This window comes from Stenotrophomonas sp. GW821-FHT09E08 (assembly GCF_059416125.1).
In genome coordinates, this window is record NZ_JBWKOO010000009.1 from 83,296 (window position 1) to 104,418 (window position 21,123).

Here is a 21,123-nt window from a genome sequence, read left to right on the forward strand (position 1 = left end):
CATGCCCTGCATGCACCGCTTCTCCGGTTCCGGCGCAGGAGCGCATGATGGAGCAGGCTGCCGCCCCTTACTTCCTGTCAAAGCACGCCCACGTCTGCGTCACCGGCGATGCCATGGTGATCCTGGATCAGGCCACGGGCAGGTATCTTTCCCTTGAAAGACGCGGCGCCGCAGGCCTTGGCAACCTCATTCTCGATTGGCCGCTGCGGTCCGATGGCGCAAGCATTCCCACGCTTCTGCAGGCCCTGATCGACCGCCGTTTGATCACAGCAGACCCGCTGCAGGGCAAATCCGCCGCCAGCCCTGCCATTACGCTGCCACGGCATTGGGTGCGCGAGGGCGCGCCTCGTGGCCGTCCACCGATCATGGCGCGGGACCTGCGTCGTTTCATTGTCTCGTGTGCCTATGCCGCCTGCAGCAGAACATTCCTTCCTTTCAGTGCCACGGTGTCTGCCGCGCGCCGTCGAACGGATCACGACCACGGCACGCACGTGAGCATCGAAGAACTGGCGTCGCGGGTTCGGGTGTTCGACTGGCTTCGACCCTTGGCCTTCAGGAAGACCGATGAGTGCTTTCTCTACTGCCTGGCGATGCGCGAGTTCCTGTCGAAGTACGGCATCGTTCCGCGCTGGGTGTTCGCGGTCAGAACCCAGCCGTTCGCCGCGCATTGCTGGCTGCAGCATGGCGATCAGGTGCTGACCGACATTCCCTTCAATCTGCGCCGGATGGTTCCCATCCTGGTGCTGTAACCAAACCTGACGCATGTACCGATACATCGCCGTGCTCTGGAACACCTTCTCTGACACCGCAACGGCCCAGGCGCAACAGGCCGTGCAACGCATCGAGGCCGCACTGCCTGGCATTGGTTGTGTGTTGAACGATAACGGTGCTGCGATCTATGCGCAGAGTGACAACCCTGGCTATTTCGAATCCAGTCGATCGGATGCGCTGGTGGTACTCGGTGCGTTGTTCCACAAGGATTTCAGCGAAGGCACCGTGCCCGGCCGCGTGCGCCTCGATGCGGGCTCGGCCGACACTGCCTGCAGCAGCCTTGGCCGGAGCATCGTCCAGCAGTATTGGGGGCGATACGTGGCGTTCGGCTACCAGCCAGAGACAGCGAGCTGGTTCGTGCTGCGCGATCCCACTGCGGAGATCCCGTGCTACATGACCACAGTGGGCCAGCTGACGGTGGTCTTCTCCAACATGGAAGACTGCCTGTTGCTGGGCCTGCGCGATTTCAGCGTCGACTGGTCGTTCCTGTCCTATTCGCTGCTGTATCCGTTTCGTGATGGCCTGCAGACCGGCTTTGAGGAAGTCACTGCCGTCGAAGCCGGCGAGGCGATTTCGATCCGGAACGGCGAACCGGTGGGCCGGCAGTGCCAGTGGGACGTGGTGCGGATGGCCCGCGATGAACCGATCGAGGACGTTGAGGAGGCCGTGCAGCTGGCCCGTTCGACGCTGCTGGGCTGTATCGGCGCGCTGGCCAGCCAGCACCGGCGCATCCAGCTGCAGCTCTCGGGCGGACTGGACTCCTCGATCATCCTGGCCGGCCTGTTGCACGCGCCCTCGGCGCCCGAGGTGACCTGCATCCATCATTACGATGACGGCATCGGTGCCGATGAACGGCTGTTCGCACGCATGGCCGTGGCAGGGGTCCGTGAATCGTCGGGCAGGAACTGCGAATTCATCGAGTACCGGCGGCAGCCACACTGCGCGTTGGAAGAGATCATGGCCTTCCCGCGCACGGCCCGGCCGGCGCATTGCTCCGGCTATCTGCTCCATCGCCGTGACGTGGACTTCGACGGCAACACCGTGCAGTTCACCGGCGTCGGCGGCGACGCGGTGTTCCTGCGCTTCAAGGGCAACGCCGCTGCGATCGACTACGCCTGGCGACGTGGCATCGACCGGACGTTCTTTCGCGTGGCGTTCGAAACCGCGCAATCCGGCGATTCTCTGTACGGCGTACTCAAGGATTCGGTCGTGCACGGCCTGCTGAAGCGGCCGGGCAGCATCAATGGCCGTTGGGGCAAGCCCTGCCCATGGGTGAGGGTGGACCGCGCCGAACAGGGTGGCATGCAGCCGGCCTGGTTGCGGCATGCGCAAGCGCAGGGCCATCGCGTATCACCCTACAAGCTGGCCCATATCGGCCGGATGGTATTCCCGACCAGCGTCCTTGATCCGTTCGAAGGCGCCGGCCACTGGCATGGTGTATCGCCGATCAGTGCGCAGCCGCTTGTTGAACTGTTCGCGCGCATCCCGCTGCACCTGCTCATCGCGGACGCAGAAGACCGCACCATCGCGCGGCGTGCAATGAAGGGACTGTTGCCGGATGCGCTGCTGTCGCGGAAGGTAAAATCCTATCTGGATGATCACTCCGTGGCGGTCACCCAGGGGCACCAGCGGTTCATCAGGAATCTGCTGGTTGACGGCATGCTAGCCAAGCGCGGCTATCTCGACAGCGCGCTGGCCGATACTGGTATCCAGCAGGTCAGTCCGGATCACTCGTCGCAGGTGCTGGGCATCTTCGGCCCTCAGATCAACATCGAGGCGTGGCTGCGGCGCTGGTCCGGCCACGCAGGCGAGCCGGTTGCCGGAGCCGCCTAGGCGCTCCGGCTCATCTCTTCCAGATAGAGATTCTCAAGATCGTTCGCGGTGATCGCGCTGGCATCCAGCGTCCTGCGCAGGCGCCCGGCCTGCATCAGGCCAATCGTGGTCGCGACTTCACGGGCGCGGAACAGATCGTGGGTGGCCATCAGGATCGCCGTGCCGCTATCGCGCTGCCGCACGATCAGCTCATGGAACTCGGCTGACGCCGCAGGATCCAGGCCCGATGTGGGTTCATCGAGAAGCAGTGCCCTGGCTTCCTTGACGATGGCCAGTGCGATGCCGACCTTCTGCCGCATGCCCTTGGAATATAGACCCACGCGTCGCCCGAATGCGTCGGTTGCCAGGCCGGCGGACCTGAGTGCGTCCTTCAGCCGCGCAGGCGAGCGTTCCTCGACACCGGCCAGGCGGGCGAAATAGTCCAGATTCTCGTAGCCGGTCAGCTCGTCGTACAGCGCCACGGTCTCGGGGATGTACAGCAGCCGTCGGCGTACCTCCTGCGGCCGCTGCTGCGCACTGAGACCGTCCACTTCGGCCGCACCGGAGGTGGGTTTCAGAAAGCCAAGGAACAGCTTGATGGTCGTCGACTTGCCGGCGCCGTTGGCGCCCAGCAGGCAGAAGATCTCGCCGGGCCGCACCTCGAAGCTGACATCATCCAGCGCCCGATGTGCACCGTGTTCCATGACCAGGCTTTTTGCAGACAGCATGTGGACGTCTCCTCAGGGCGTTGCCAGCCGGCTGCGCAGTGCTCCGGCCGCAAGCAGGACAAGCAGGGTGGCGATGATCAAGGCAGCAAGATCGGCCAGGACACCGGACCGGACGACGCCCACGTGCTCGCGGTATTGGAAGCGGGGCAGTGCGTCGTACTCTTCAAGGGTCTGCGGCGCGTCACGGTCCAGATAGGCCTTGTGCAACAGCCTTCGTGCCTGCCAGAAGGTGTGGACCTGATGCTGGAAGTCGAGCGCGCGGTCGGCATCCGAGCCTGCGATTCGGTCAAGCGCGTCCTGCGTTGCCACGGCCGGCAGCAGCAGCCGCAGCCGGTCCAGAAGCTGGCGGTGTGCGGCCTCGGCCTGCGCATGCGAGGCCATCAAACGGGCCAGTTCCCGGTCGGCCGCAACGCGGTCGGCATAGGCCTGGCGCACTGTATCGGGGATGAGCGATGACGAAGAAGCCAGTGGCACCGAGTTCGCATGCTCACGTTGCTGGCGCTTGGCGATATCGGACTGCATCGCTTTCACTTCGGTGGCGAACTGCATCTGTGACGGCGGCGGCGCGATCAGGTTCACCGTGGCCAGGGTCAGCGACGGTGCCATGACCACGATCAGCAGCCACAGCGCGCCAGCGGCGATGGCCGCCTCGGTGGTGCGCCGGGCAAGGCAACCGATCAGCAGTGCAAGGGCCAGCCAGAACGCGCCGTAGAGGAGGACGGTCAGCGCCAGCACGGCCAGGCCCGCAGGACTGTGCGCGCCGGCCCCGATCGCCACCGCGAGGATGATGGCCAGTGCGGGCAGCAGCACCGCCAGGCCACGGGCCAGCAACTTGACCACCAGAAGCCGTGTTGCTGACACCGGCTGCGACAGCACCAGCGCAGAGATGCCACGCTCGCGCTCGCGGGACCACAGATCATGGGTGACGACGAGAATGACCAGCGGCAGCAGGAAGACGATGACGAACGCCAGGTCGAACCGCCCCGCAGCCCGTGCTGCCGGATTGCCGATGTCGGCCCAGACGTGCTTGAGCAGCTGAGTCGGATCGCCCAGCGCGACCACATCGGCGGTGTACGGATAGGCGTCTGCCTGGCCGATCGACAGCGCTGCCATGGCGCCGGGCGGAAGCACCGGCTGGGCGCGGGGCAGCACCGAGGGCGCCTTGCCGACGAATTCCCGGCTGCGCTCCTTCGTCTGTTGCTCTTCCTGCTTGATCAGGGCGATGGCCGCCTCGCGCTGGTCCACCCATGCGCGGCCGTTCCACGCGGCGTAGGCACCCAGCCCGAGCAGCAGGACAAGCAGCACCGGCAGCGCTCGATCACGCAGCAATCGGCGGATCTCGTAGCGTGCAATCGACGCAACGCTCATGGCGATCTCCCCAGCCGCCGCGCCGAGACGGCGACCACCGCGCAACCCAGCAGCAGCCAGGCCAGCAGAATGGCGAGATTCACGCCTTGCGCGGCAGCGATGCCAGCCAGGGTCTGCTGTGGTGGCCGGTACTGCACCGACCGGGTGATGCCGGCGATGTCGGCCACGTGCTTCCCGCCCTGTGGTGCCTTGTGCAGCTTTACTTCCTGGTTGAGTGCCTGGATCAACCGATAGCGGTAGTCCTCCACGCCGCGCAGGAATGCCAGATGCGCCGGGAAATCCGTGCCGGCGATGGCGCGCGACCAGGACTGCAGCGCCAGTGTCGGCGAGGCAAGGCCAAACAGGCGCTGGATGGCGTCCTGCTGCTGGTAGGTGGCATGCAGGCGATCGAAATGGCGATTGTAGACGCGCGTCGAGTTGGCCTCGGCAAACTCAAGCGCCACGCCGCGGAAGTTCAGCGGCAGGTCGTCAACGCTGTCGACGCGGTAGCGTGCCATCAACGCGGCGCGCAGGGCATCAAGGCGTTTGTCGGCCGGGTCATGGCCATCCACGCCGTTCTCCGCTTCCTCGGTCACGCCGGCCCTGAACGACGGTGCCGAAGGAGTCGGGTACAGAGACTCGGCGACCGCAGGCGCCACCCTCGGCAGCAGCAGTGTGGACACCACCCAGAAGCCCAGCAGCACGACCAGTGACGTTCGTGCCGAGCCGGCAAGTGCCGACACCCCCACGGTTAGTGCACAGAACACCAGCAGATAGAGCAGGTAGGCGGTAGCCAGTGCGAGCAGGGCGGCAAGATCCGTGGCGCCGCCGTACTGGATGGACAGCCCCGGAAGACTGATCAGCAGCATGGCCATCACCAGCAGCAGCGAGGCGGCCGCCAGGGCAATCAAGCGTCCAGAGATCAGCACGCCGGCCGAGGCGCCGGTACCGAGTTCCTGGCGCAGCGTCTCGCGGGCCACATCGCCGGACAGTGTGGCGAAGCCGGCCAGGATGATCAGCAGCGGCGCCACGACCTGCAGCGCCCACGCCGCAGAGAAACCCTCGAAGCGGCTGAGTGCGGTGCCGCCATCCACGGCGCGGTGCCTGGCCGGGTTCTGTGCGTGGCCCTCGATGAACACCGAGGTTCCCAGGTAATCCGTCAGCCCCGGGTCCAGTGCAGCCAGGGGCCGCACCGGGGCAGCAATGGCACGCCCCACATGTGCTGCGCTATGCGGGTCGATCGTGCCCTGGCTGTCCCAGAGCCGCGCCTCTTCCTCGCTCATTGCCTGGCGCTCCTGCGCCTGCAGGGTAAGGCGTGCAGCACCGCTGAGCACCGACGCACCTGCAATGAACAAGAGGGCGAGGGCGAGCCACAGCACGCGCCGCTCTCGCCACATCAGCGTGAGCTGGGTTGCCGCGACAGCGAACGCCTGCTGGATGGCCACTACGGACCGCGACTGGGCAGGGGAGTCGGCGCGCATGCGGGGGCCTACCAGCGGTGCGTCAGCGTCATGGACAGGAAGCGGCCCAGCGCTGTCGCATTGGTGGGGTCGTAGCCGGTATTGATGCTGTTGACGACGAACGGCGGATCCCGGTCGAACAGGTTCTGCACGTTGAACGCAAGCGAGGTGCCACGCTGCGGGTCCGCCGATGCACCGAAGTGGTAGGCGAGGTTCAGATCGACCGTCGTCCAGGAGCTGACGTGGGGCCGGGCGACATTGGCGGGGTCGCGGTAACTGTCCACGTAGTTCACGAAGATCCCCGCCGCGGCCTGCTGCCGGCTCAGCGCGACACCGCCACGCATCTTTAGGTCCACCGGGTAGTACACCGAATTCACCGCATCCACCTCGGGTGACGTACTGGTCACACGACGCTTTGATTCGATGATGTACTGCCCGGCCAGGCTCGTCGCGATGTGGATCTGGCCGGCGTCGAACCCATAGGATCCGCTGAAGTCGACACCACGCTGCTGGGTAAAGGCGTTGTTGCGGAAGCGGTTGTCGAGGATCACCTGGCTGTTGGTTTCGTCCATGCTTGGCGGCAACGCGTACGGCCCCACGCGCGAGACGAACAGGCCCAGGCCAGACACGCCCAGCTGGCGTGCCTGCTGGATCTGCTGTTGCGTGGGATTGGTGGTCAGGATGTCTACATAAGGTGCGGTTGACTGCTGGAACAGCGACGGGAAGCTGCCGCCGAAACCACTGCCGATGCGGTCAGCGTATTCAATGTGGTAGTAGTTCGCGTCGATCTTGAGGCCGGGCACGGACGGCGGCGCGAACGAGAAGCCGCCGGTCCAGGTCTTGGCACGCTCAGGCCCTAGATCCGGATTGCCGTTGGACAGCATCATCAGGATCGTGTTGCCAGCGGGCGCGCCTGGGTTGGGCACGTTCGCCACCACCACGGTGTTGTTCAACTGCATGTCCTGGTACACCGGCGCCCGGTAGGAACGGCCATAGCTGGTGCGGAACGAAAGCCCCTGGGTCGCCTCCCACAGCAGGCCGAACTTGGGATTCAGCGTGGAACCGAAATCGCTGTAGTCGTCGTAGCGCGCTGCCGCGGTCAGGGACAGGCTGCGCACGCCCGGCAGATCCTTCAGCAGCGGAACGTTGAGCTCGGCAAAGGCGGACCTCACGGTGCGCTGCAGGTCGAGTGGCTTTTCCAGGCCGCGGTGATCGATCAGTTCATAGCCGTCGCGGCGGTAACCCGCGCCGAATGCCGCGCGGACCCCACCGGCGGGCAGGGTGAACAGCTCGCCGTCGGCGACCAGGTCCAGGTAGCGCGATTCGGAGTTGGTATTGGTGGGCGGTGCGGTACTGGCCGAGCTGCCGGTAATGGTCGTGCGCTGGTAGGACACATCGCTCCTGCCGAACCCCGAATCCAGGCGCGCCTGCCACCCGCGCGGAAGATCCAGCGTGAGTCCGGCGAACAGGTCGAACTGCCGCGTGTGCGGGAACAACCGGGTTTCGTCGGCGGTGCCGGAAATGGTGGTATCCATCTCGCGCTTGGCGAACGAGCCGGTCATGTTCAGGGTCAGCACATCGCTGAGCTGCTGCACACCGTCCACATACAGGCTGTGGCGCTTGGATCCCGGGTAGAGGTCGTACGGCTTGACCCGCACGTTCTTCGAGAAATCCTTGTCGACTGCCGGCAGGTTGCTCTGCTTCAGGAACTCGTAGCTGGCCAGCACATGGCCGCCATCCCATGACCAGCCTGCCGACTGCGATGCCTGGTACTCTTCCATGCCGCCGGCGGTGACGGCGCCATAGCGCACAGCAGTTTCGTACCCGGTGAAGTCGCGGCGCAGGACGATGTTGACCACGCCGCCGACCGCATCGGTGCCATAGATGGCCGAGGCACCATCGGTGAGGATCTCAACGCGTTCCACCGCGCTCAACGGTATCAGCGAGACATCCACGTACTGGTAGCGGTTCGACGAGGTCACGCGATGGCCGTTGATCAGGGTCAACGTGGTGCCGGTTCCCAGGCCGCGCAGGTTGATGGCGGTGCCCTGGCCGAAGTTGTTGCCGGTATCGCGGTCGACGCCAAGGTTGGCGACGTTGGCACCATTGGCGCCACCGCCGAAGTTCTGCGGCAGTTTCTCGAACAGCTGCTGCACGGTAGCCACGCCGGTGCGGTCGATGGCGTCCTTGTCGATCACGATGATCGGGGATGCGCCGCCGCCAATGGCATCGCGGATGTTGCTGCCGACCACCAGCACCTGGTCCAGGGTCGCAGTCGGTGCCTGGGGCGCTGCGCCTGCCGCTTTCGAACCGCGGTCATTGCCGAAGTTCTGGGCCAGTGCGGGCAGGCTGGCCAGCAGTGCAGCGGCAATGCTGAGGGCCATGAGTGCGCGTGGCACGGCAGCGGATACGTTCGTCATTCCCCGATCCATCGATCCCATCCGAAAGTGGCCTGCGACGTGGCTACGCCGCTCCTGAATAGATATGTTATAGCATATCATTCAAGGGTTGAATCCACGCCGGAACAAGGCCGATGAAGAAGACTGCTGTTCCGCCACCCGTCGCTGAGATCCTGGGCGCGTACTGGAAGGCTGACCGCAGGCTGCTGCTGCTCATCGCCGGCAGTGTCCTGCTGTCCAGCCTGGCCAGCGTTGCTGCGCCGTACCTTTTCTCGCGCCTGATCGACCGGTTGCCCATCGACGGGGCCAGCGCCCTGGCGGGGGGATTCCTGCTCTACGCCATCATCCTGGGCGCGGCCAGCGCCCTGCAGAACACGGTGCAGTACCTGTCGTTCCTCAGCGGCGAGAACCTCGGCTTCATCACCAGTACCCGCTACTTCGCCCGTCTGCTGAAGAAGACCAACAGCTTCTTCCTGGACTACAACGCCGCCGAGCTGCAAGTAGCAGGGGAGAAAGGCCGTGGCGCGCTGAAGATCGTGGTGCAGCTGGGGTTGGTGGCCTTCATTCCCAGTGCGCTGCAGATTGTGCTGACCCTGATCACGCTGGGCGCGCTGATCAACCTGCAGGTGGTGCTGATCGTGCTGGTCTACGGCATGGTGGCTGTCACCGTTTCCGCGATTGCTACCCGGCGTGCCCGCATCCATCGCGAAGCGGCAGTCGAGGCCGGGCAGCAGAACGCGCGCTTCGTCGGCAATGCCATGAATGCCATGGAGACGCTGCGCCAGTTCGGCGGCAGCGCCTGGATGGTGCAGCGCTTCGAGCAGAAGGCCCAGGAGGTGCGCGACAGCTGGCGCGCCTACGTACTACAGCGGATCGGCTTCATCGTGCTGCTCGGCATCGGCCTGGCGGTCGAGTTCATCGTTACCTTCCACCTGTTGCTGCCGCGCTACCAGAGCGGCGGCCTGAGCGTCGGCGACATCGTCCTGTTCAACCTGCTGCTGCTCCAGCTCAACATGCCGTTCGAGATGATCGCCCGTTCGATCGATGACGTCGCGCGCTCGTGGAGCATGCTGGCCCCGCTTTCCACCCTGTGGGCAGCGCCCGAGGAGCGACAGGCAGCCGATGCCCAGCGCTTTGCGGGTGAAAGCGGCCGGCTGGCGTTCGAGCGGGTCAGCTACCGCTATGGCAACGGTCGCGGGGTAAGCGATGTCTCCTTCGAGGCCGGACGTGGCGGCATCAATTTCCTGATCGGGCCGACCGGGGCAGGGAAGTCGACGCTGTTCAAGCTTGCCCTGAATTCGATCGATCCCCAGCGTGGCCGGATCCTGGTCGATGGTGTTGACCTGTCCCGGATCGACCGTGCGGCGTGGCATGCCGCCGTCGCAGTGGTTCCGCAGGATGTCATCCTGCTCAACGAAAGCCTGGCCGACAACATCCTGCTGGGGCGCGCGCGTGACGATGATCGGCTGCGGCATGCCGCACGCAAGGCCTCGATCCTGCCGCTGATCGAGGCGCTGCCCGAGGGCCTTGAAACGACGGTGGGCGAGCGTGGCCTGAAGTTGTCCGGCGGCGAGCGCCAGCGCATCGCGATAGCCCGTGCACTGTATGGCGAGCCAGCGATCCTGTTCCTGGACGAGGCAAGCTCCGCGCTGGATGAAGCCACCGAGCGCGAGATCATGGACCACATCCGCGCACTTGCGAATGATGTAACCGTGGTGGCCATCACCCATCGGCGAGGCATCGTGAGCCCGACTGACCGGGTGATTGATCTCGAGGGTGATCGCTGAGCGGTTTGGTCATGGCGACCGAACCCTGCCCGACTAGAGCAGCAACAGCGCCCCGATCAGCGCAGGCGGCATCACCAGCGCACCGACGCGCAGGAAGTCGAGCGCGCTGACATGCTCGCCCTCGCGGCGCAGCGCTACCAGCCACAGCATCGTGGCCAGCGAGCCGGTTACCGACAGGTTCGGCCCCAGGTCCACGCCCACCAGCAGCGCGGCGCGGGTCTGCGCCGGCAGGTCGGCCATCTGGCCAAGCGAGCCTGCCGCCAAGCCGACCGGCAGATTGTTGGCCACGTTGCTCAGCAGCGCGGCCGCACCACCGGCCAGCCAGCTGGCCTGGTGCGGGGAAGCCTGCGCAACGGCCTGCAGTGCGCTCGCTGCAGTCTGGATGGCGCCGGTATGGGCCACCGCTTCCACCAGTACGAACAGGCCGGCCACCAGCGGCAGCACGCCCCAGGACACATGGCGCAGCAGCGGCAGCGGGCTGCTGCGCTGACGCATCGCCACCACTGCCACACTCAGCGTGCCTGCGCAGAACGTGGCCAGGCCGAGCGGGCCATTCAGCGCGGAGGTCACCAGCAGCACGGTGCCGGTGAACAGCACGCCCAGTGCGCTGAGCCGGCCGCCTTCGGTCAGCGGGCGATATTCCGGGGCTGCCACCAGTGGCTGCGCGATCTCGCGCCGATGCACCCAGCGCAGCACCAGGTAGGTGGCACCGATGGCGGCCAGCGACGGCAGCGCGAACTGTGCCAGCCATTGCGTCAGCGGGGGCATGTGCTGGCCGTACACCACCAGGTTGGCCGGGTTGGAAATGGGCAGCACGAAGCTGGCCGCGTTGGCGATGAACGCACAGACGAACAGATAGGGCAGGGGGTTGGCGCGGGCGGCCTTGCAGGCGGCGTAGACCGCCGGGGTCAGCACCACCGCCGTGGCATCGTTGGAAAGGAACACGGTCACCAGCGTGCCGACCAGGAACACCAGGTCGAACAGGCGTCGTCCCGAGCCACCCGCATGGCGGACCGCGTACAACGCCAGCCAGTCGAACAGGCCTTCGCGGCGGGCCAGCTCGGCCAGCACCATCATGCCGACCAGGAACAGATAGACATCGCGCCCCTCGGCCACCGCGTGCAAGGTCGTGCCGAACGACACCGCTCCCAGCAGTGGAAGCAGAAGGGCAGCCCCCAGTGCCCACACGTACTCCGGAATGCGGAATGGCCGGAACAGCAGGCCGACGGTGGCCATGGCCACCGCCACCCAGATGAGGAAAGAGGAGTAGGAAGCGAGCATCGGGCGGGGTGTCTCAACGGCGCCGACGCGTACCTCGCAGGAACGCGCCCGCTGCAATCACGGCAGTTCGGGGAAGGCGGCATCATACTCCGTGAGCTGCACCCGAGCTGTAGAGCCGAACCCATGCTCGGCAGCTTGCCGCGCGCCCCTGGCACCGACGCTCCGCGAACGTCTTCTTCGGGCGCTCTTCACCGCCGCTCCGCTTAGAGTGAAAGCCACTCATGGCGCCAAGCGTGGAATCAACGATGTCCGAGTACCGGGACTGGATCTTCAATGCCAACGGCCGAACCCTGGTGGCCCGGGTGGAGCTGGATGACGACGGCGGCGGCACCATCAACCGCTACCAGTTGACTCCGGGTCCCGCGCAGTCCGGGCTGTGCATCAAGGTGGCCTCGCAGGCCGAAGCCGCAAAGAAGCTCGAAACCGAGGTGGCGAAGCTGCTAGGGCCACAGTGGTGAAGAGGCCGTAGCTGGGAGCTGAAGCTGCAGCGTTGCTTCGGCCACCCGCAATCTCAGTCCGTGCGACGGCCAATCGTATTCTTCCGGCCATGCATTCGCCTTCCGACCCTGCAGATTTCATGACGGCCACCCGGCCCTCCGGCTGGGTGCAAAGCGGTGACCGCTGGGATCTGTGGTGGAACGGCCGCTCCGTGGCCATCATCGTGCCGCATGCCGTGTTGGGTTTCCGCCTGCTCCTGGACGTGCGGAAATCACCCCAGCCCAAGGTGGTGGCCGCCGCGAATGCTCGGCAGGCCAAGCGCTACGCCGAGCGCTGGTGCGCCGCCCGGCTCTGCCCGCAGTTGCGGTTGCGCGATGCGGTGGCGCGGCTGGTAGATGCCGTTACTCCACTTCCAATGACGTCCACGCGGCAGCAGCGGCAGCAGGCGCGGCGCCTGGCCGAGGCTGGGTCGCACGAGATGGGCCGGATCAAGGAGGCGCTGGCGTCGAGGCCCTCAGCGATGCTGACCAAGGCCGAGGTGCCGGGGCGGGGTGGAGCCTGGCCGATACCAGGCCAGGCTCCGTCAACCCGACGCCCGGATGGGAGGGTGTTCCCGGCCGGGGCTACGCCGAGAGCTCCTCGCGCACGATCTTCGCCCCTGCGCTGAGCGCCTGCAGCTTGCCCCGTGCCACCTCGCGCGCCAGTGGTGCCATGCCACAGTTGGTACTCGGGTAGAGCTTGTCGGCATCCACGAACTGCAGCGCCTTGCGCAGGGTGTTGGCCACTTCCTCAGCCGTCTCCACCTTGCTGGAGGCCACGTCGATGGCGCCGACCATCACCTTCTTGCCGCGTACCAGCTCGATCAGATCGATCGGTACGTGCGAGTTGTGGCATTCCAGCGAGATGATGTCGAGGTTGGAGGTCTGCAGCTTCGGGAAAGACTCCTCGTACTGGCGCCATTCCGATCCCAGGGTCTGCTTCCAGTCGGTGTTGGCCTTGATGCCGTAGCCATAACAGATGTGCACGGCGGTCTCGCACTTCAGCCCTTCGATCGCGCGTTCCAGCGCGGCCACGCCCCAGTCGTTCACTTCGTCGAAGAACACGTTGAAGGCGGGCTCGTCGAACTGGATGATGTCGACGCCAGCGGCTTCCAGCTCCTTCGCTTCCTCGTTGAGGATCTTCGCGAATTCCCAGGCCAGCTTCTCGCGGCTCTTGTAGTGCGCATCGTACAGGGTGTCGATCATGGTCATCGGGCCGGGCAGGGCCCACTTGATCGGTTGCGTGGTCTGCCGGCGCAGGAACTTCGCATCCTCCACGAACACCGGCTTCGGGCGGCTCACGGCGCCGACTACGGTTGGTACGCTGGCGTCGTAACGGTTGCGGATGCGCACGGTTTCGCGTTTCTCGAAATCGACGCCGTTCAGGTGCTCGATGAAGGTCGTGACGAAGTGCTGGCGGGTCTGCTCACCGTCGCTGACGATATCGATGCCGGCGTGCTGCTGCTCCTGCAGGGACAGGCGCAGGGCATCCTGCTTGCCTTCGGTCAGGCCTTCGTCCTGCAGCTTCCAGGGCGACCAGAGCTTTTCGGGCTCTGCCAACCAGGAGGGCTTGGGCAGGCTGCCGGCGGTGGAGGTGGGGAGCAGTTTCTTCGTCGACATTGCGTCTTGTGTCCTGAGGGGCGAATGGGAAATCAATGGATCAGCGGGCAGCCCACTGCTCAAGCACGGCGCGGTACGGCTTGATGAAGTGTTCTTCGGTGAACTTGCCCTGTTTGACCGCCAGCTGGCTGCGCTCTTCGCGGTCGTAGACGATGCGGGTGGACGAATAGTCCTGGTGCTTCAGGCTGGGCTGGTAGACCTTGCCGGCCACGGAATTTGCGTTGTAGATCTCCGGGCGATAGATCTTCTGGAACGCCTCCATCGTGCTGATGGTGCCGATCAGTTCCAGGTTCGAGTAATCGCCCAGCAGGTCGCCCTGGAAGTAGAACGCCAGCGGCGCGACGCTGCCCGGCGGCATGAAGTAGCGCACCTGCAGGCCCATCTTGTCGAAGTACTGGTCGGTGGGGGAGAACTCGCCCTGGCGGTACTCCACGCCCAGGATCGGATGGTGGTTCTCGGTACGATGGTAGGTCTTGCTGCTGGAGACGCTGATGCAGATCACCGGCCCCTTGCTGAAGTTGGCACGGTAGGCCTCCGATTCCAGGAAGTGATGGAACAGCTTGCCGTGCAGGTCGCCGAAGCCTTCCGGAATGCCGAAGGTGGCCTTGCCCTCATTGCTGGCCGGCAGCACCACGCTGAAATCGTAGTCACGCACATAGGACGAGAAGTTGTTGCCGACGATGCCCTCGGTGCGAGCGCCGGTACGCGTGTCGACAATGGTCGGGCGCAGCACTTCGATCAGCGGGAACGGATCGCTGCCATCACCGCCATCGATGTGCATCTCCACCGAGATGATGTCCAGCTCAACAGCGTAACGGTCTGCACTCGGGTTGTCCCAGTGCGCCAGATCGTTGAAGCGGTTGTTGATCATGCTGATCGTGTTGCGCAGGTTTTCCCGGCGGGACTCGCCGCGAGCCAGGTTGGCGAAGTTGGTGGTGATGCGCGTGCCGTCAGCGGGCTGGTAGTCCTCGTTGAAGGGGATGCGCGTGATGCTGAAGGTGAAGTTCTCGGTCGTCATGGGCGGCGTTCCGGGTTGCGGGGGTGACATCCGAATGCGGGTCGCTGGCATTCGGCATTCAAAGGACTGCAGCGGCCTCGGCATTGGCAGGCGCTGCGCGATGGGACAGGGCAAGCAGGGGCATCGCCCGCTGCACCGCCAGCCGTGCGCGCTGGATCAGGGCGTCGTTGTGCACGCGGCCATCAGCGAAATCACGGTCGGTGGCGTACACGCCCAGGGGCAGGGTGCGGGCCTGGAAGAAGCTGAAGAGCGGCCGCAGCTGGTGGTCGATCACCAGTGCGTGGCGCTCGCTGCCGCCGGTGGCGGCCAGCAGGATGGGGGTGTCGACCAGCGCATCCTGGTGGATGAAGTCGAAGAAGTGCTTGAACAGGCCGGTGTACGAGCCGCGGTAGACCGGCGTGGCAACCACCAGTACGTCTGCCTGTTCAACGGCCACCAGCTGCCGCTCGACACCCTCGGGCAGCTGCGAGCGCCATAGCGCACCGGCCAGCTGCGGCGCCAGTTCGCCCAGCTCGATCAGGTGCGGCTCGCAGGCAACGTCCTCGCCGATCAGGTCCAGCAGGTGCTCAGCCAGGGTCGCAGCCCTGGAGGGGCGCTGCAGCCCGCCGGAAACGGCGACGATACGGAGGGGGCGGGTCATCTGTTCGCTTTCAGCAGGGGAGGGAGCTCCTTCGGGCGATCTGCGGGGGCGCAGTCCTGCAGGCCGGCGAGGTGACCGGGCTGGCAGGCAACCGAAGGCATGACCCGATCCTAGTCACGCCCTTCCATGACGTAAAATGGTATTACTTCACCAATCCATGAGCGGTATTCATCGTCATGCTGGAACGGATCCACCTCAGCATCGTGCAGCAGGTCGAGCAGCAGGGCTCGCTCACCGCCGCGGCCGGTGTACTCAACCTGACCCAGTCGGCGCTCAGCCACAGCATGAAGAAGCTGGAGCAGCAGCTGGGCACCGATGTCTGGCTGCGCGAAGGCCGCAGCCTGCGCCTGACCCAGGCCGGGCAATACCTGCTGGCGGTGGCCAATCGGGTGCTGCCGCAGCTGGACCTGGCCGAGGAGCGGCTGGGCCAGTTCGCCCAGGGCGAGCGCGGTGCACTGCGCATCGGCATGGAATGCCATCCCTGCTACCAGTGGTTGCTGAAGATCGTCTCGCCGTACTTGGCCGCGTGGCCGGACGTGGATGTGGACGTCAAGCAGAAGTTCCAGTTCGGCGGCATCGGCGCGCTGTTCGGCTACGAGATCGACCTGCTGGTCACGCCGGACCCGCTGCTGAAGCCGGGGCTGAAGTTCGTGCCGGTGTTCGACTACGAGCAGGTTCTGGTGGTGGCCAGGAACCACGCCCTGGCCAAGGTGGATCACGTAAAACCACGCCAGCTTGGCCAGGAAGTGCTGATCAGCTACCCGGTGCCGTTCGAGCGCCTGGACATCTACAACCAGTTCCTGCTGCCGGCGGGCATCACACCGCGGCGCCACAAGACCATCGAAACCACCGACATCATGATGCAGATGGTGGCCAGCGGTCGCGGCGTGGCTGCCATGCCGCGCTGGCTGGTGGAGGAGTATGCCGCGCGCATGGACGTGGTGCCGGTGCGCCTGGGTGCGAAAGGCATCCCCAAGCAGATCTACCTGGGCGCACGTGAGGCCGATACGGGTATCGACTACCTGCAGGCCTTCGTCGAACTGGCGCGTAACAGCACGCCGGTTGCCAGCAACGCGCGCGGGGGCGGTTGATGTCTGCACGCACGCCTGACCGGGCGGAGGCCTTCATCAACGCGTTTTCGCTGGAAGTGAGCGCGAAGACCATGCCGGCACTGCGCGCCGAGGCGGCCCGCATCGCCCCCGGAACGACGATCTCGATCCCCTATCTGGCGAGCGAGGACGACGATGCCCGGCTGGCGGCGGCACGCACGGTGCGCGAGCTTGGCTTCGAGCCGATGCCACATCTCTCTGCCCGCCGCATCGGGTCGCGTGCAGCGCTTGAGCGGTTCATGGAGCGTGCCGCCAGCGAAGCCGGGGTAGCGAAGTGCCTGCTGATCGCGGGTGATCTTTCCACGCCCGCCGGGCCGTATGCCGACAGTACTTCGATCATCGAAACCGGTCTTCTTGAGCGTTGCGGCATCAAGGTTGTTGCCATGGGCGGGCATCCGGAAGGGCATCCGGTGATGAACGCCGAGGATCGGTGGCGCGTGCTGGAACGCAAGTGCCAGGCCATCGAGGCGCGGGGCATGGCGCCGCTGATCATCTCCCAGTTCGGCTTCGATGCCGGTGTCGTTCTGGCCTGGCTGGATGCGCTGCGTGCCCGCGGCATCACCGCTCCGGTGCTGGTCGGCGTGCCGGGGCCGGCGAGTATCGCGCGGCTGCTGCGCTACGCCGCGATGTGCGGCGTGGGGGCCAGCGCATCGATGCTGGCCCGGTACGGCATCTCGATCGGCCGGCTGCTGGGAACGGCAGGACCAGAGGTTTTCGTTGATAGGCTGGTAAATGGGTTGGAGAACACCCATGGCCAGGTCAGCCCGCATCTGTTCCCTTTTGGTGGCATTGTGCCGTCGCTGGAGTGGATTGAGCAGTACCGGCGGCGTGCCTCTGTCACCGGCCGCTGATGCCGTGCCCATGGTTCCGCAACCAGTTTCCCTGTGTTCGTCGTCCAGTACGGGGCCTTGGTCACATGGCCTGCTGAGCATCCACGTGTTCAGCTAGGCTTGCAGCAACTGACCGCAAGGACGAGGCTCCCATGGTTCGCTGGCTGTTCCTGGCGCTTGCCGCGCTGCCGTTCGCTGCTGGAGCGGTGGTCATCCGTCACGATGTGGACGATGCCCGATACCGGATCGATGGAACCGAGTTTCCTGCCCTGGCCGACATGCCGGGCGAAGGGCAGGGCGTTCTGATCGCGTCGCAGTGGGTGCTGACGGCAGCGCATGCCGCACCGATGGAGGGGATGGGGCAGACCATCGCCCTCAATGGCAAGGACTACAGCGTGGAGCGCGTGGTCGTGCATCCCGGCTACAGGAGAATGCCCGACGCATTGGACAAGGAGGCGCTGGCGACAGGGAGCCCGGCGAAGATACACGCGTTCCTGGCCACATCGGATGACATTGCACTGATCCGGCTCGCAGCGCCCGTGAACGATGTGCAGCCCGTCGTGCTGTATCGCGGCAGTGCCGAGGTCGCGCAGGTCGCCGCTTTGATCGGAAAGGGCGCCACCGGCAACGGTGCGATGGGACTGGTACCGGGCGGACCGCACCGCACCAAGCTGCGTCGGGCATACAACGCGATTACCGGTGGCAATGATCGTTATCTCTGGTATCGGTTCGATGCCCCGCCGCAAGGTCTGCCACTTGAAGGCGTGTTGGGCAGCGGCGATAGCGGCGGTCCACTGGTGATCGAGGATCACGGCGTCTGGCAACTGGTTGGCCTGGGCTCCTGGATCACCGCTGTTCCCGAGCATGCCCTTGAAGCCGGCTTCTATGGCCAGGTGGTGCACAACGTCCGGGTATCGCGTTATGTGGATTGGATCGAGAGCACCCTCGGTGCGCCCGGTCACCGCCCAGCAACCCCCAATGACTGACAGCTGCCACTGGCTGCAGGGCGCGTGAGTGCGAATAGTGAGCGCCATGGCGATGACGCCGCACCGCCACTTACCAAGGGGACTGGCCGTGAACATGCTGCAGCAACACGCCTCGCAGACGCCGACCTGGGTCTGGCTGCTTCCCGCCATTCTTGTCACGCGCGGCATCGCCGCCATGAAGCCGGGGGGAAGTGTTACTGGCAAGTACTGCCGCCACCTGGCTTCGTGGCGACTGGACGCGGCGGGCAATGGGCTGGAGGCCGCAGGCTGAGCTTGATCTGGCCGTGACGCGTCTCGTCAAGCGCCAAGCCCCAGGACATTGGCGCATGGACGAGGGGGATGAACCGTTCACTCCGAGGGCCTACCTGGCAGGCACCACTTGGCGGATACTCAGGATGATCAACCAGAGGGCCGACGCTTGAGCGCCTCGATGCTTCCCAGAATCATCGGCTTCGATGTGCCACAACTACGTGAGCATGTGGACTTGTCCGCGGACGAAGCAATTACCGCTCTGCTGGATCTGGAGCCCGGTGCGCGATGGACGGAGCTGTTCGTCATGAAGTGCGAAGCCCTGGCATCTCAACTCTCACTGGCCGAAGTCCGTGTCGAGGGCTCGAAGATCTTCTTCTATGGGTCAATCAGCGACGCCCGCGGACTGGCAAGCGCAGTCATGTCCATTGTGCACGTACTGAACGACCAGTTGATGCGAGAAGGAAATGATGTGGCTAGTCGACAGGGCGATGCCTGAGGTTGCCATTTCGATTGGACGGCTCGGTTACGGACAGAAGCATCCAGCATCCAGTGGCGATTTCTGCCGCGCCGGGATTACCGCGCAGGCTTGAACGCTTGGCGAGCCGTTCCTGCAGATCCTCGAGCCATGCTGAGCGTGTTCCATGAGGGTTCCTGACATAGATATCACACGCCAGCCGAATGACCGGGGCAACCTCGTGCCGGAAATTGACTGCGGGTAGCGCGCCCAGGTTGAACGCGGTTTCCCAGTGGGTGAGTTCACGGTCTACGTCGACGTAGTGCCTGCTTCTTGTGCGTTCCATTGCTGTTCTCCTTCAGGGAGATCACTGTACACCCCTTCGCAGGCCAGGCCTGTTCATGGCGCTCGTTCATCCGGGAGGGATCTGCGCACGTCGGAATAACGGATGGATGGGCACTGTCAACCGCAGCAGGGTGACAATGAGCATGACAAGTCAAGTTCCGGGCATGAGAAACCGAGTGATCCCGGCCGTGACATCCGTCACTAAGGCATAGGAAGAGGTCGCGCTCGGCGCGGCTACTTCCGCATTCATTGGGGAATGGCATGTCCTCCCGGTCCCAGGCTGTGAGTCTGATGACGAAGATCATGTTCCAGTGTCGTCCAGAGAAGACGACGACCATGGCGTGTTGCCGATTCTGTTGTGCGCCCAGCCATGGCGGAATGGAGTGTGCACGGTGCTTGACTGAGAAGCTTGGTGCAGCCATCGGGAATCGAGGGGTAGCGTTCAGTTGGTTGGAATCGTTCAGGGCTGTCCAGGAAGAAGAGATGCACGTTTTTCTATGTGCGAGGAAAGTCGACGGGTCAGCGTGGTAGGCGTCGCATTCGGAGCTGACATTGCCTGAGCGTATGCTTGAGGCTTCCAAGGGCACGGATCTACTGTGCTCCTCCAAAGCCGCGCACACTTGTCTGGACCCTGAGTTCTCAGTGATCCATGCAGAGGAATCCGGGAATCGCAATGGCCAGACTGGATCAAGCTCGACCGCCAGGGGTGCGCTGGCTGTTCTTTCGCCTTCGCAGCGGGCAGTCGATCAGTCCCGCGAGGCTGATGTCCGTCTGGTGCGAAGCTGCTGAATCGAACGAGTGCGCTGTACGCCGCGAGACCATTGACGGTGCTGGCTACGTGTATGCCCTTTATGCACCGAACGGCCTGCGCTCACCCCGCGGTGTTGAGCTGCGCATGAGGGCGCTTCTGGAACAGGCAGGTTACGCCTTTACGATGGGGTCGCTGGCTGGAAGGCATCCGGGCGACGGGTAGATCATTGGCGCCGGCATTGCTCGAGCCAGTGGTGCCATATCTCCATTTCATCCATCAGCCCTGTAGCCCCGCAAGCCGGGCACGTCAGTGTCGTGCCTGTCGGGCCCGCTCTGAGCCCCGCGCTCTCGGTCATTGAGGACCGCAGCCCACAGTTCTTGCATGTTGATCGCACCCGCTCGAGGTGGACGATTGCATCATTGCGCGCGAGAAGAAGTTGGATCGTGTGGATCCTGAAGGCATTGGGAGGATGCATGTGCCGAGCCGTCTGGGGGCTGGACTTGGGGGCGAAGCATTTCGCGCCTGGGAAGAGCCGTGAGACAGGAGTGTGGCACCTGCAGGTTAACGGTTGATCAAACCACGTCCGGCGACCTGCATTGCCAGGCATGCCACTCGGATTGCCATCACATGGATGCATTGGAGCTTTGGCGGCGACGGGGTGTTCATGCGGGGTGTTCATTTTCCGCTCTGAAAGCGACCTGTGAACAACAGGGGTGGGCGCATGCTGCTCATGCGGTGAATCCATCGCGATGGAGTAGACCATGAATGACTTTAAACGTGACGCCTCGAACTCGAACAAGCCCGCGGTTGCCGAACCGGACGCTGGGAAGCAGAAGCAGCAGCAGGCACAGCAACTTCAGGACAAGGAGTCCAAGGACCGCCATGCCAACAAGGATGGATCGCACAAGCCGAACAAGTAATCTCGGCTGCAGGTAGTTGGAGGAGGGCGGCGCAGGCCTGCGTTGCCCCCTTTCTGTGGAAGGAGTAACGGGTGTGAGCAGGTTGAATGACAGAAGCACGGACGCGGAGGCCCTTATGGTGCGCATTGCCTATCAGC

Annotated in this window: 19 protein-coding genes; 11 read left to right on the forward strand and 8 right to left on the reverse strand. The window is 64.7% G+C overall.

Annotated features, from left to right (window positions below; all coding sequences use genetic code 11):
* The first annotated feature begins 47 nt into the window (after positions 1-47).
* Together AC07M7_RS13065 and AC07M7_RS13070 are read left to right on the forward strand one after the other, a co-directional pair.
* Positions 48-749 (forward strand): lasso peptide biosynthesis B2 protein, encoded by a 702-nt coding sequence (locus AC07M7_RS13065; protein ID WP_495207559.1) that lies wholly within the window; start codon positions 48-50, stop codon positions 747-749.
* Positions 750-762: 13 nt separating this feature from the next.
* Positions 763-2,604, forward strand: coding sequence for an asparagine synthase-related protein (locus AC07M7_RS13070; RefSeq protein ID WP_495207560.1), 1,842 nt, complete (start codon positions 763-765; stop codon positions 2,602-2,604).
* Here AC07M7_RS13070 and AC07M7_RS13075 read toward each other — a convergent pair.
* Genes AC07M7_RS13075 through AC07M7_RS13090 form a run of 4 tightly spaced genes read right to left on the reverse strand, consistent with a single transcriptional unit; the run spans position 2,601 to position 8,538 of the window.
* Positions 2,601-3,311: an ABC transporter ATP-binding protein gene (locus AC07M7_RS13075; protein ID WP_046985546.1), complete on the reverse strand. Its 711-nt coding sequence runs from the start codon at positions 3,309-3,311 to the stop codon at positions 2,601-2,603. The two genes, AC07M7_RS13070 and AC07M7_RS13075, sit on opposite strands and share 4 nt — an antisense overlap.
* A gap of 12 nt (positions 3,312-3,323) precedes the next feature.
* Complete coding sequence (locus AC07M7_RS13080) at positions 3,324-4,724, reverse strand: ABC transporter permease subunit (RefSeq protein WP_495207561.1); 1,401 nt, start codon at positions 4,722-4,724, stop codon at positions 3,324-3,326.
* Entirely contained in the window at positions 4,676-6,139 is a 1,464-nt protein-coding gene (locus AC07M7_RS13085; RefSeq protein ID WP_495207562.1) for a DUF3526 domain-containing protein, read from the reverse strand. Before AC07M7_RS13085 ends, AC07M7_RS13080 begins: the two co-directional genes overlap by 49 nt.
* An 8-nt stretch (positions 6,140-6,147) precedes the next feature.
* Positions 6,148-8,538 carry a TonB-dependent receptor plug domain-containing protein gene (locus AC07M7_RS13090; RefSeq protein ID WP_495207563.1) on the reverse strand — a complete coding sequence of 797 codons (2,391 nt, stop codon included), beginning with the start codon at positions 8,536-8,538 and terminating at the stop codon, positions 6,148-6,150.
* A gap of 113 nt (positions 8,539-8,651) precedes the next feature.
* On the opposite strand from AC07M7_RS13090, the gene AC07M7_RS13095 reads away from it, so the two are divergent.
* Positions 8,652-10,304, forward strand: a complete 1,653-nt coding sequence (locus tag AC07M7_RS13095) for an ABC transporter ATP-binding protein (RefSeq protein ID WP_495207564.1) — start codon at positions 8,652-8,654, stop codon at positions 10,302-10,304.
* A gap of 33 nt (positions 10,305-10,337) precedes the next feature.
* Here AC07M7_RS13095 and AC07M7_RS13100 read toward each other — a convergent pair whose 3' ends face one another.
* Positions 10,338-11,585: an arsenic transporter gene (locus AC07M7_RS13100; RefSeq protein WP_495207565.1), complete on the reverse strand. Its 1,248-nt coding sequence runs from the start codon at positions 11,583-11,585 to the stop codon at positions 10,338-10,340.
* 245 nt (positions 11,586-11,830) lie between these two features.
* On the opposite strand from AC07M7_RS13100, the gene AC07M7_RS13105 reads away from it, so the two are divergent.
* Entirely contained in the window at positions 11,831-12,043 is a 213-nt protein-coding gene (locus AC07M7_RS13105; protein ID WP_447781542.1) for a hypothetical protein, read from the forward strand.
* Between the two features lie 89 nt (positions 12,044-12,132).
* Positions 12,133-12,690 (forward strand): hypothetical protein, encoded by a 558-nt coding sequence (locus AC07M7_RS13110; protein WP_478473305.1) that lies wholly within the window; start codon positions 12,133-12,135, stop codon positions 12,688-12,690.
* Here the strand turns inward: AC07M7_RS13110 and AC07M7_RS13115 are convergent.
* The 3 genes from AC07M7_RS13115 to msuE are packed head-to-tail and all read right to left on the reverse strand — an operon-like array spanning position 12,647 to position 15,339.
* Positions 12,647-13,681 (reverse strand): methionine synthase, encoded by a 1,035-nt coding sequence (locus tag AC07M7_RS13115; protein ID WP_253077984.1) that lies wholly within the window; start codon positions 13,679-13,681, stop codon positions 12,647-12,649. The two genes, AC07M7_RS13110 and AC07M7_RS13115, sit on opposite strands and share 44 nt — an antisense overlap.
* Before the next feature lie 40 nt (positions 13,682-13,721).
* A complete protein-coding gene (locus tag AC07M7_RS13120) occupies positions 13,722-14,699 on the reverse strand; it encodes a DUF1852 domain-containing protein (protein WP_495207566.1) in 978 nt (325 codons plus the stop codon).
* Positions 14,700-14,757: 58 nt separating this feature from the next.
* A complete protein-coding gene (gene msuE, locus AC07M7_RS13125; RefSeq protein WP_046985537.1) occupies positions 14,758-15,339 on the reverse strand; it encodes an FMN reductase in 582 nt (193 codons plus the stop codon).
* 176 nt (positions 15,340-15,515) lie between these two features.
* Here msuE and AC07M7_RS13130 point away from each other — a divergent pair, with 176 nt between their 5' ends.
* The 6 genes from AC07M7_RS13130 to AC07M7_RS13155 all read left to right on the forward strand — a co-directional run bounded on the left by AC07M7_RS13130 (position 15,516) and on the right by AC07M7_RS13155 (position 20,986).
* On the forward strand, positions 15,516-16,430 hold the full coding sequence (locus AC07M7_RS13130; protein WP_046985536.1) for a LysR family transcriptional regulator: 915 nt from the start codon (positions 15,516-15,518) through the stop codon (positions 16,428-16,430).
* Positions 16,430-17,299 carry a methylenetetrahydrofolate reductase gene (locus AC07M7_RS13135; RefSeq protein ID WP_136638024.1) on the forward strand — a complete coding sequence of 290 codons (870 nt, stop codon included), beginning with the start codon at positions 16,430-16,432 and terminating at the stop codon, positions 17,297-17,299. Before AC07M7_RS13130 ends, AC07M7_RS13135 begins: the two co-directional genes overlap by 1 nt.
* 131 nt (positions 17,300-17,430) lie before the next feature.
* Positions 17,431-18,264 carry a S1 family peptidase gene (locus AC07M7_RS13140; RefSeq protein WP_495207567.1) on the forward strand — a complete coding sequence of 278 codons (834 nt, stop codon included), beginning with the start codon at positions 17,431-17,433 and terminating at the stop codon, positions 18,262-18,264.
* An 88-nt stretch (positions 18,265-18,352) separates the two neighbouring features.
* The gene (locus AC07M7_RS13145) at positions 18,353-18,535 is read left to right on the forward strand and encodes a hypothetical protein (RefSeq protein ID WP_495207568.1); all 183 of its coding nucleotides are present in this window, start codon (positions 18,353-18,355) and stop codon (positions 18,533-18,535) included.
* 147 nt (positions 18,536-18,682) lie between these two features.
* Positions 18,683-19,012, forward strand: coding sequence for a hypothetical protein (locus tag AC07M7_RS13150; RefSeq protein WP_253077978.1), 330 nt, complete (start codon positions 18,683-18,685; stop codon positions 19,010-19,012).
* Positions 19,013-20,827: 1,815 nt separating this feature from the next.
* Entirely contained in the window at positions 20,828-20,986 is a 159-nt protein-coding gene (locus AC07M7_RS13155; protein WP_169050314.1) for a hypothetical protein, read from the forward strand.
* Positions 20,987-21,123: the final 137 nt, after the last annotated feature.

Coding starts and splice junctions, on each gene's coding strand:
- AC07M7_RS13065 (WP_495207559.1), top strand. CDS start 48: ATGGAGCAGGCTGCCGCCCCTTACTTCCTGTCAAAGCACGCCCACGTC.
- AC07M7_RS13070 (WP_495207560.1), top strand. CDS start 763: ATGTACCGATACATCGCCGTGCTCTGGAACACCTTCTCTGACACCGCA.
- AC07M7_RS13075 (WP_046985546.1), bottom strand. CDS start 3,311: ATGCTGTCTGCAAAAAGCCTGGTCATGGAACACGGTGCACATCGGGCG.
- AC07M7_RS13085 (WP_495207562.1), bottom strand. CDS start 6,139: ATGCGCGCCGACTCCCCTGCCCAGTCGCGGTCCGTAGTGGCCATCCAG.
- AC07M7_RS13090 (WP_495207563.1), bottom strand. CDS start 8,538: ATGACGAACGTATCCGCTGCCGTGCCACGCGCACTCATGGCCCTCAGC.
- AC07M7_RS13095 (WP_495207564.1), top strand. CDS start 8,652: ATGAAGAAGACTGCTGTTCCGCCACCCGTCGCTGAGATCCTGGGCGCG.
- AC07M7_RS13100 (WP_495207565.1), bottom strand. CDS start 11,585: ATGCTCGCTTCCTACTCCTCTTTCCTCATCTGGGTGGCGGTGGCCATG.
- AC07M7_RS13105 (WP_447781542.1), top strand. CDS start 11,831: ATGTCCGAGTACCGGGACTGGATCTTCAATGCCAACGGCCGAACCCTG.
- AC07M7_RS13110 (WP_478473305.1), top strand. CDS start 12,133: ATGCATTCGCCTTCCGACCCTGCAGATTTCATGACGGCCACCCGGCCC.
- AC07M7_RS13115 (WP_253077984.1), bottom strand. CDS start 13,681: ATGTCGACGAAGAAACTGCTCCCCACCTCCACCGCCGGCAGCCTGCCC.
- AC07M7_RS13120 (WP_495207566.1), bottom strand. CDS start 14,699: ATGACGACCGAGAACTTCACCTTCAGCATCACGCGCATCCCCTTCAAC.
- msuE (WP_046985537.1), bottom strand. CDS start 15,339: ATGACCCGCCCCCTCCGTATCGTCGCCGTTTCCGGCGGGCTGCAGCGC.
- AC07M7_RS13130 (WP_046985536.1), top strand. CDS start 15,516: ATGCTGGAACGGATCCACCTCAGCATCGTGCAGCAGGTCGAGCAGCAG.
- AC07M7_RS13135 (WP_136638024.1), top strand. CDS start 16,430: ATGTCTGCACGCACGCCTGACCGGGCGGAGGCCTTCATCAACGCGTTT.
- AC07M7_RS13140 (WP_495207567.1), top strand. CDS start 17,431: ATGGTTCGCTGGCTGTTCCTGGCGCTTGCCGCGCTGCCGTTCGCTGCT.
- AC07M7_RS13155 (WP_169050314.1), top strand. CDS start 20,828: ATGAATGACTTTAAACGTGACGCCTCGAACTCGAACAAGCCCGCGGTT.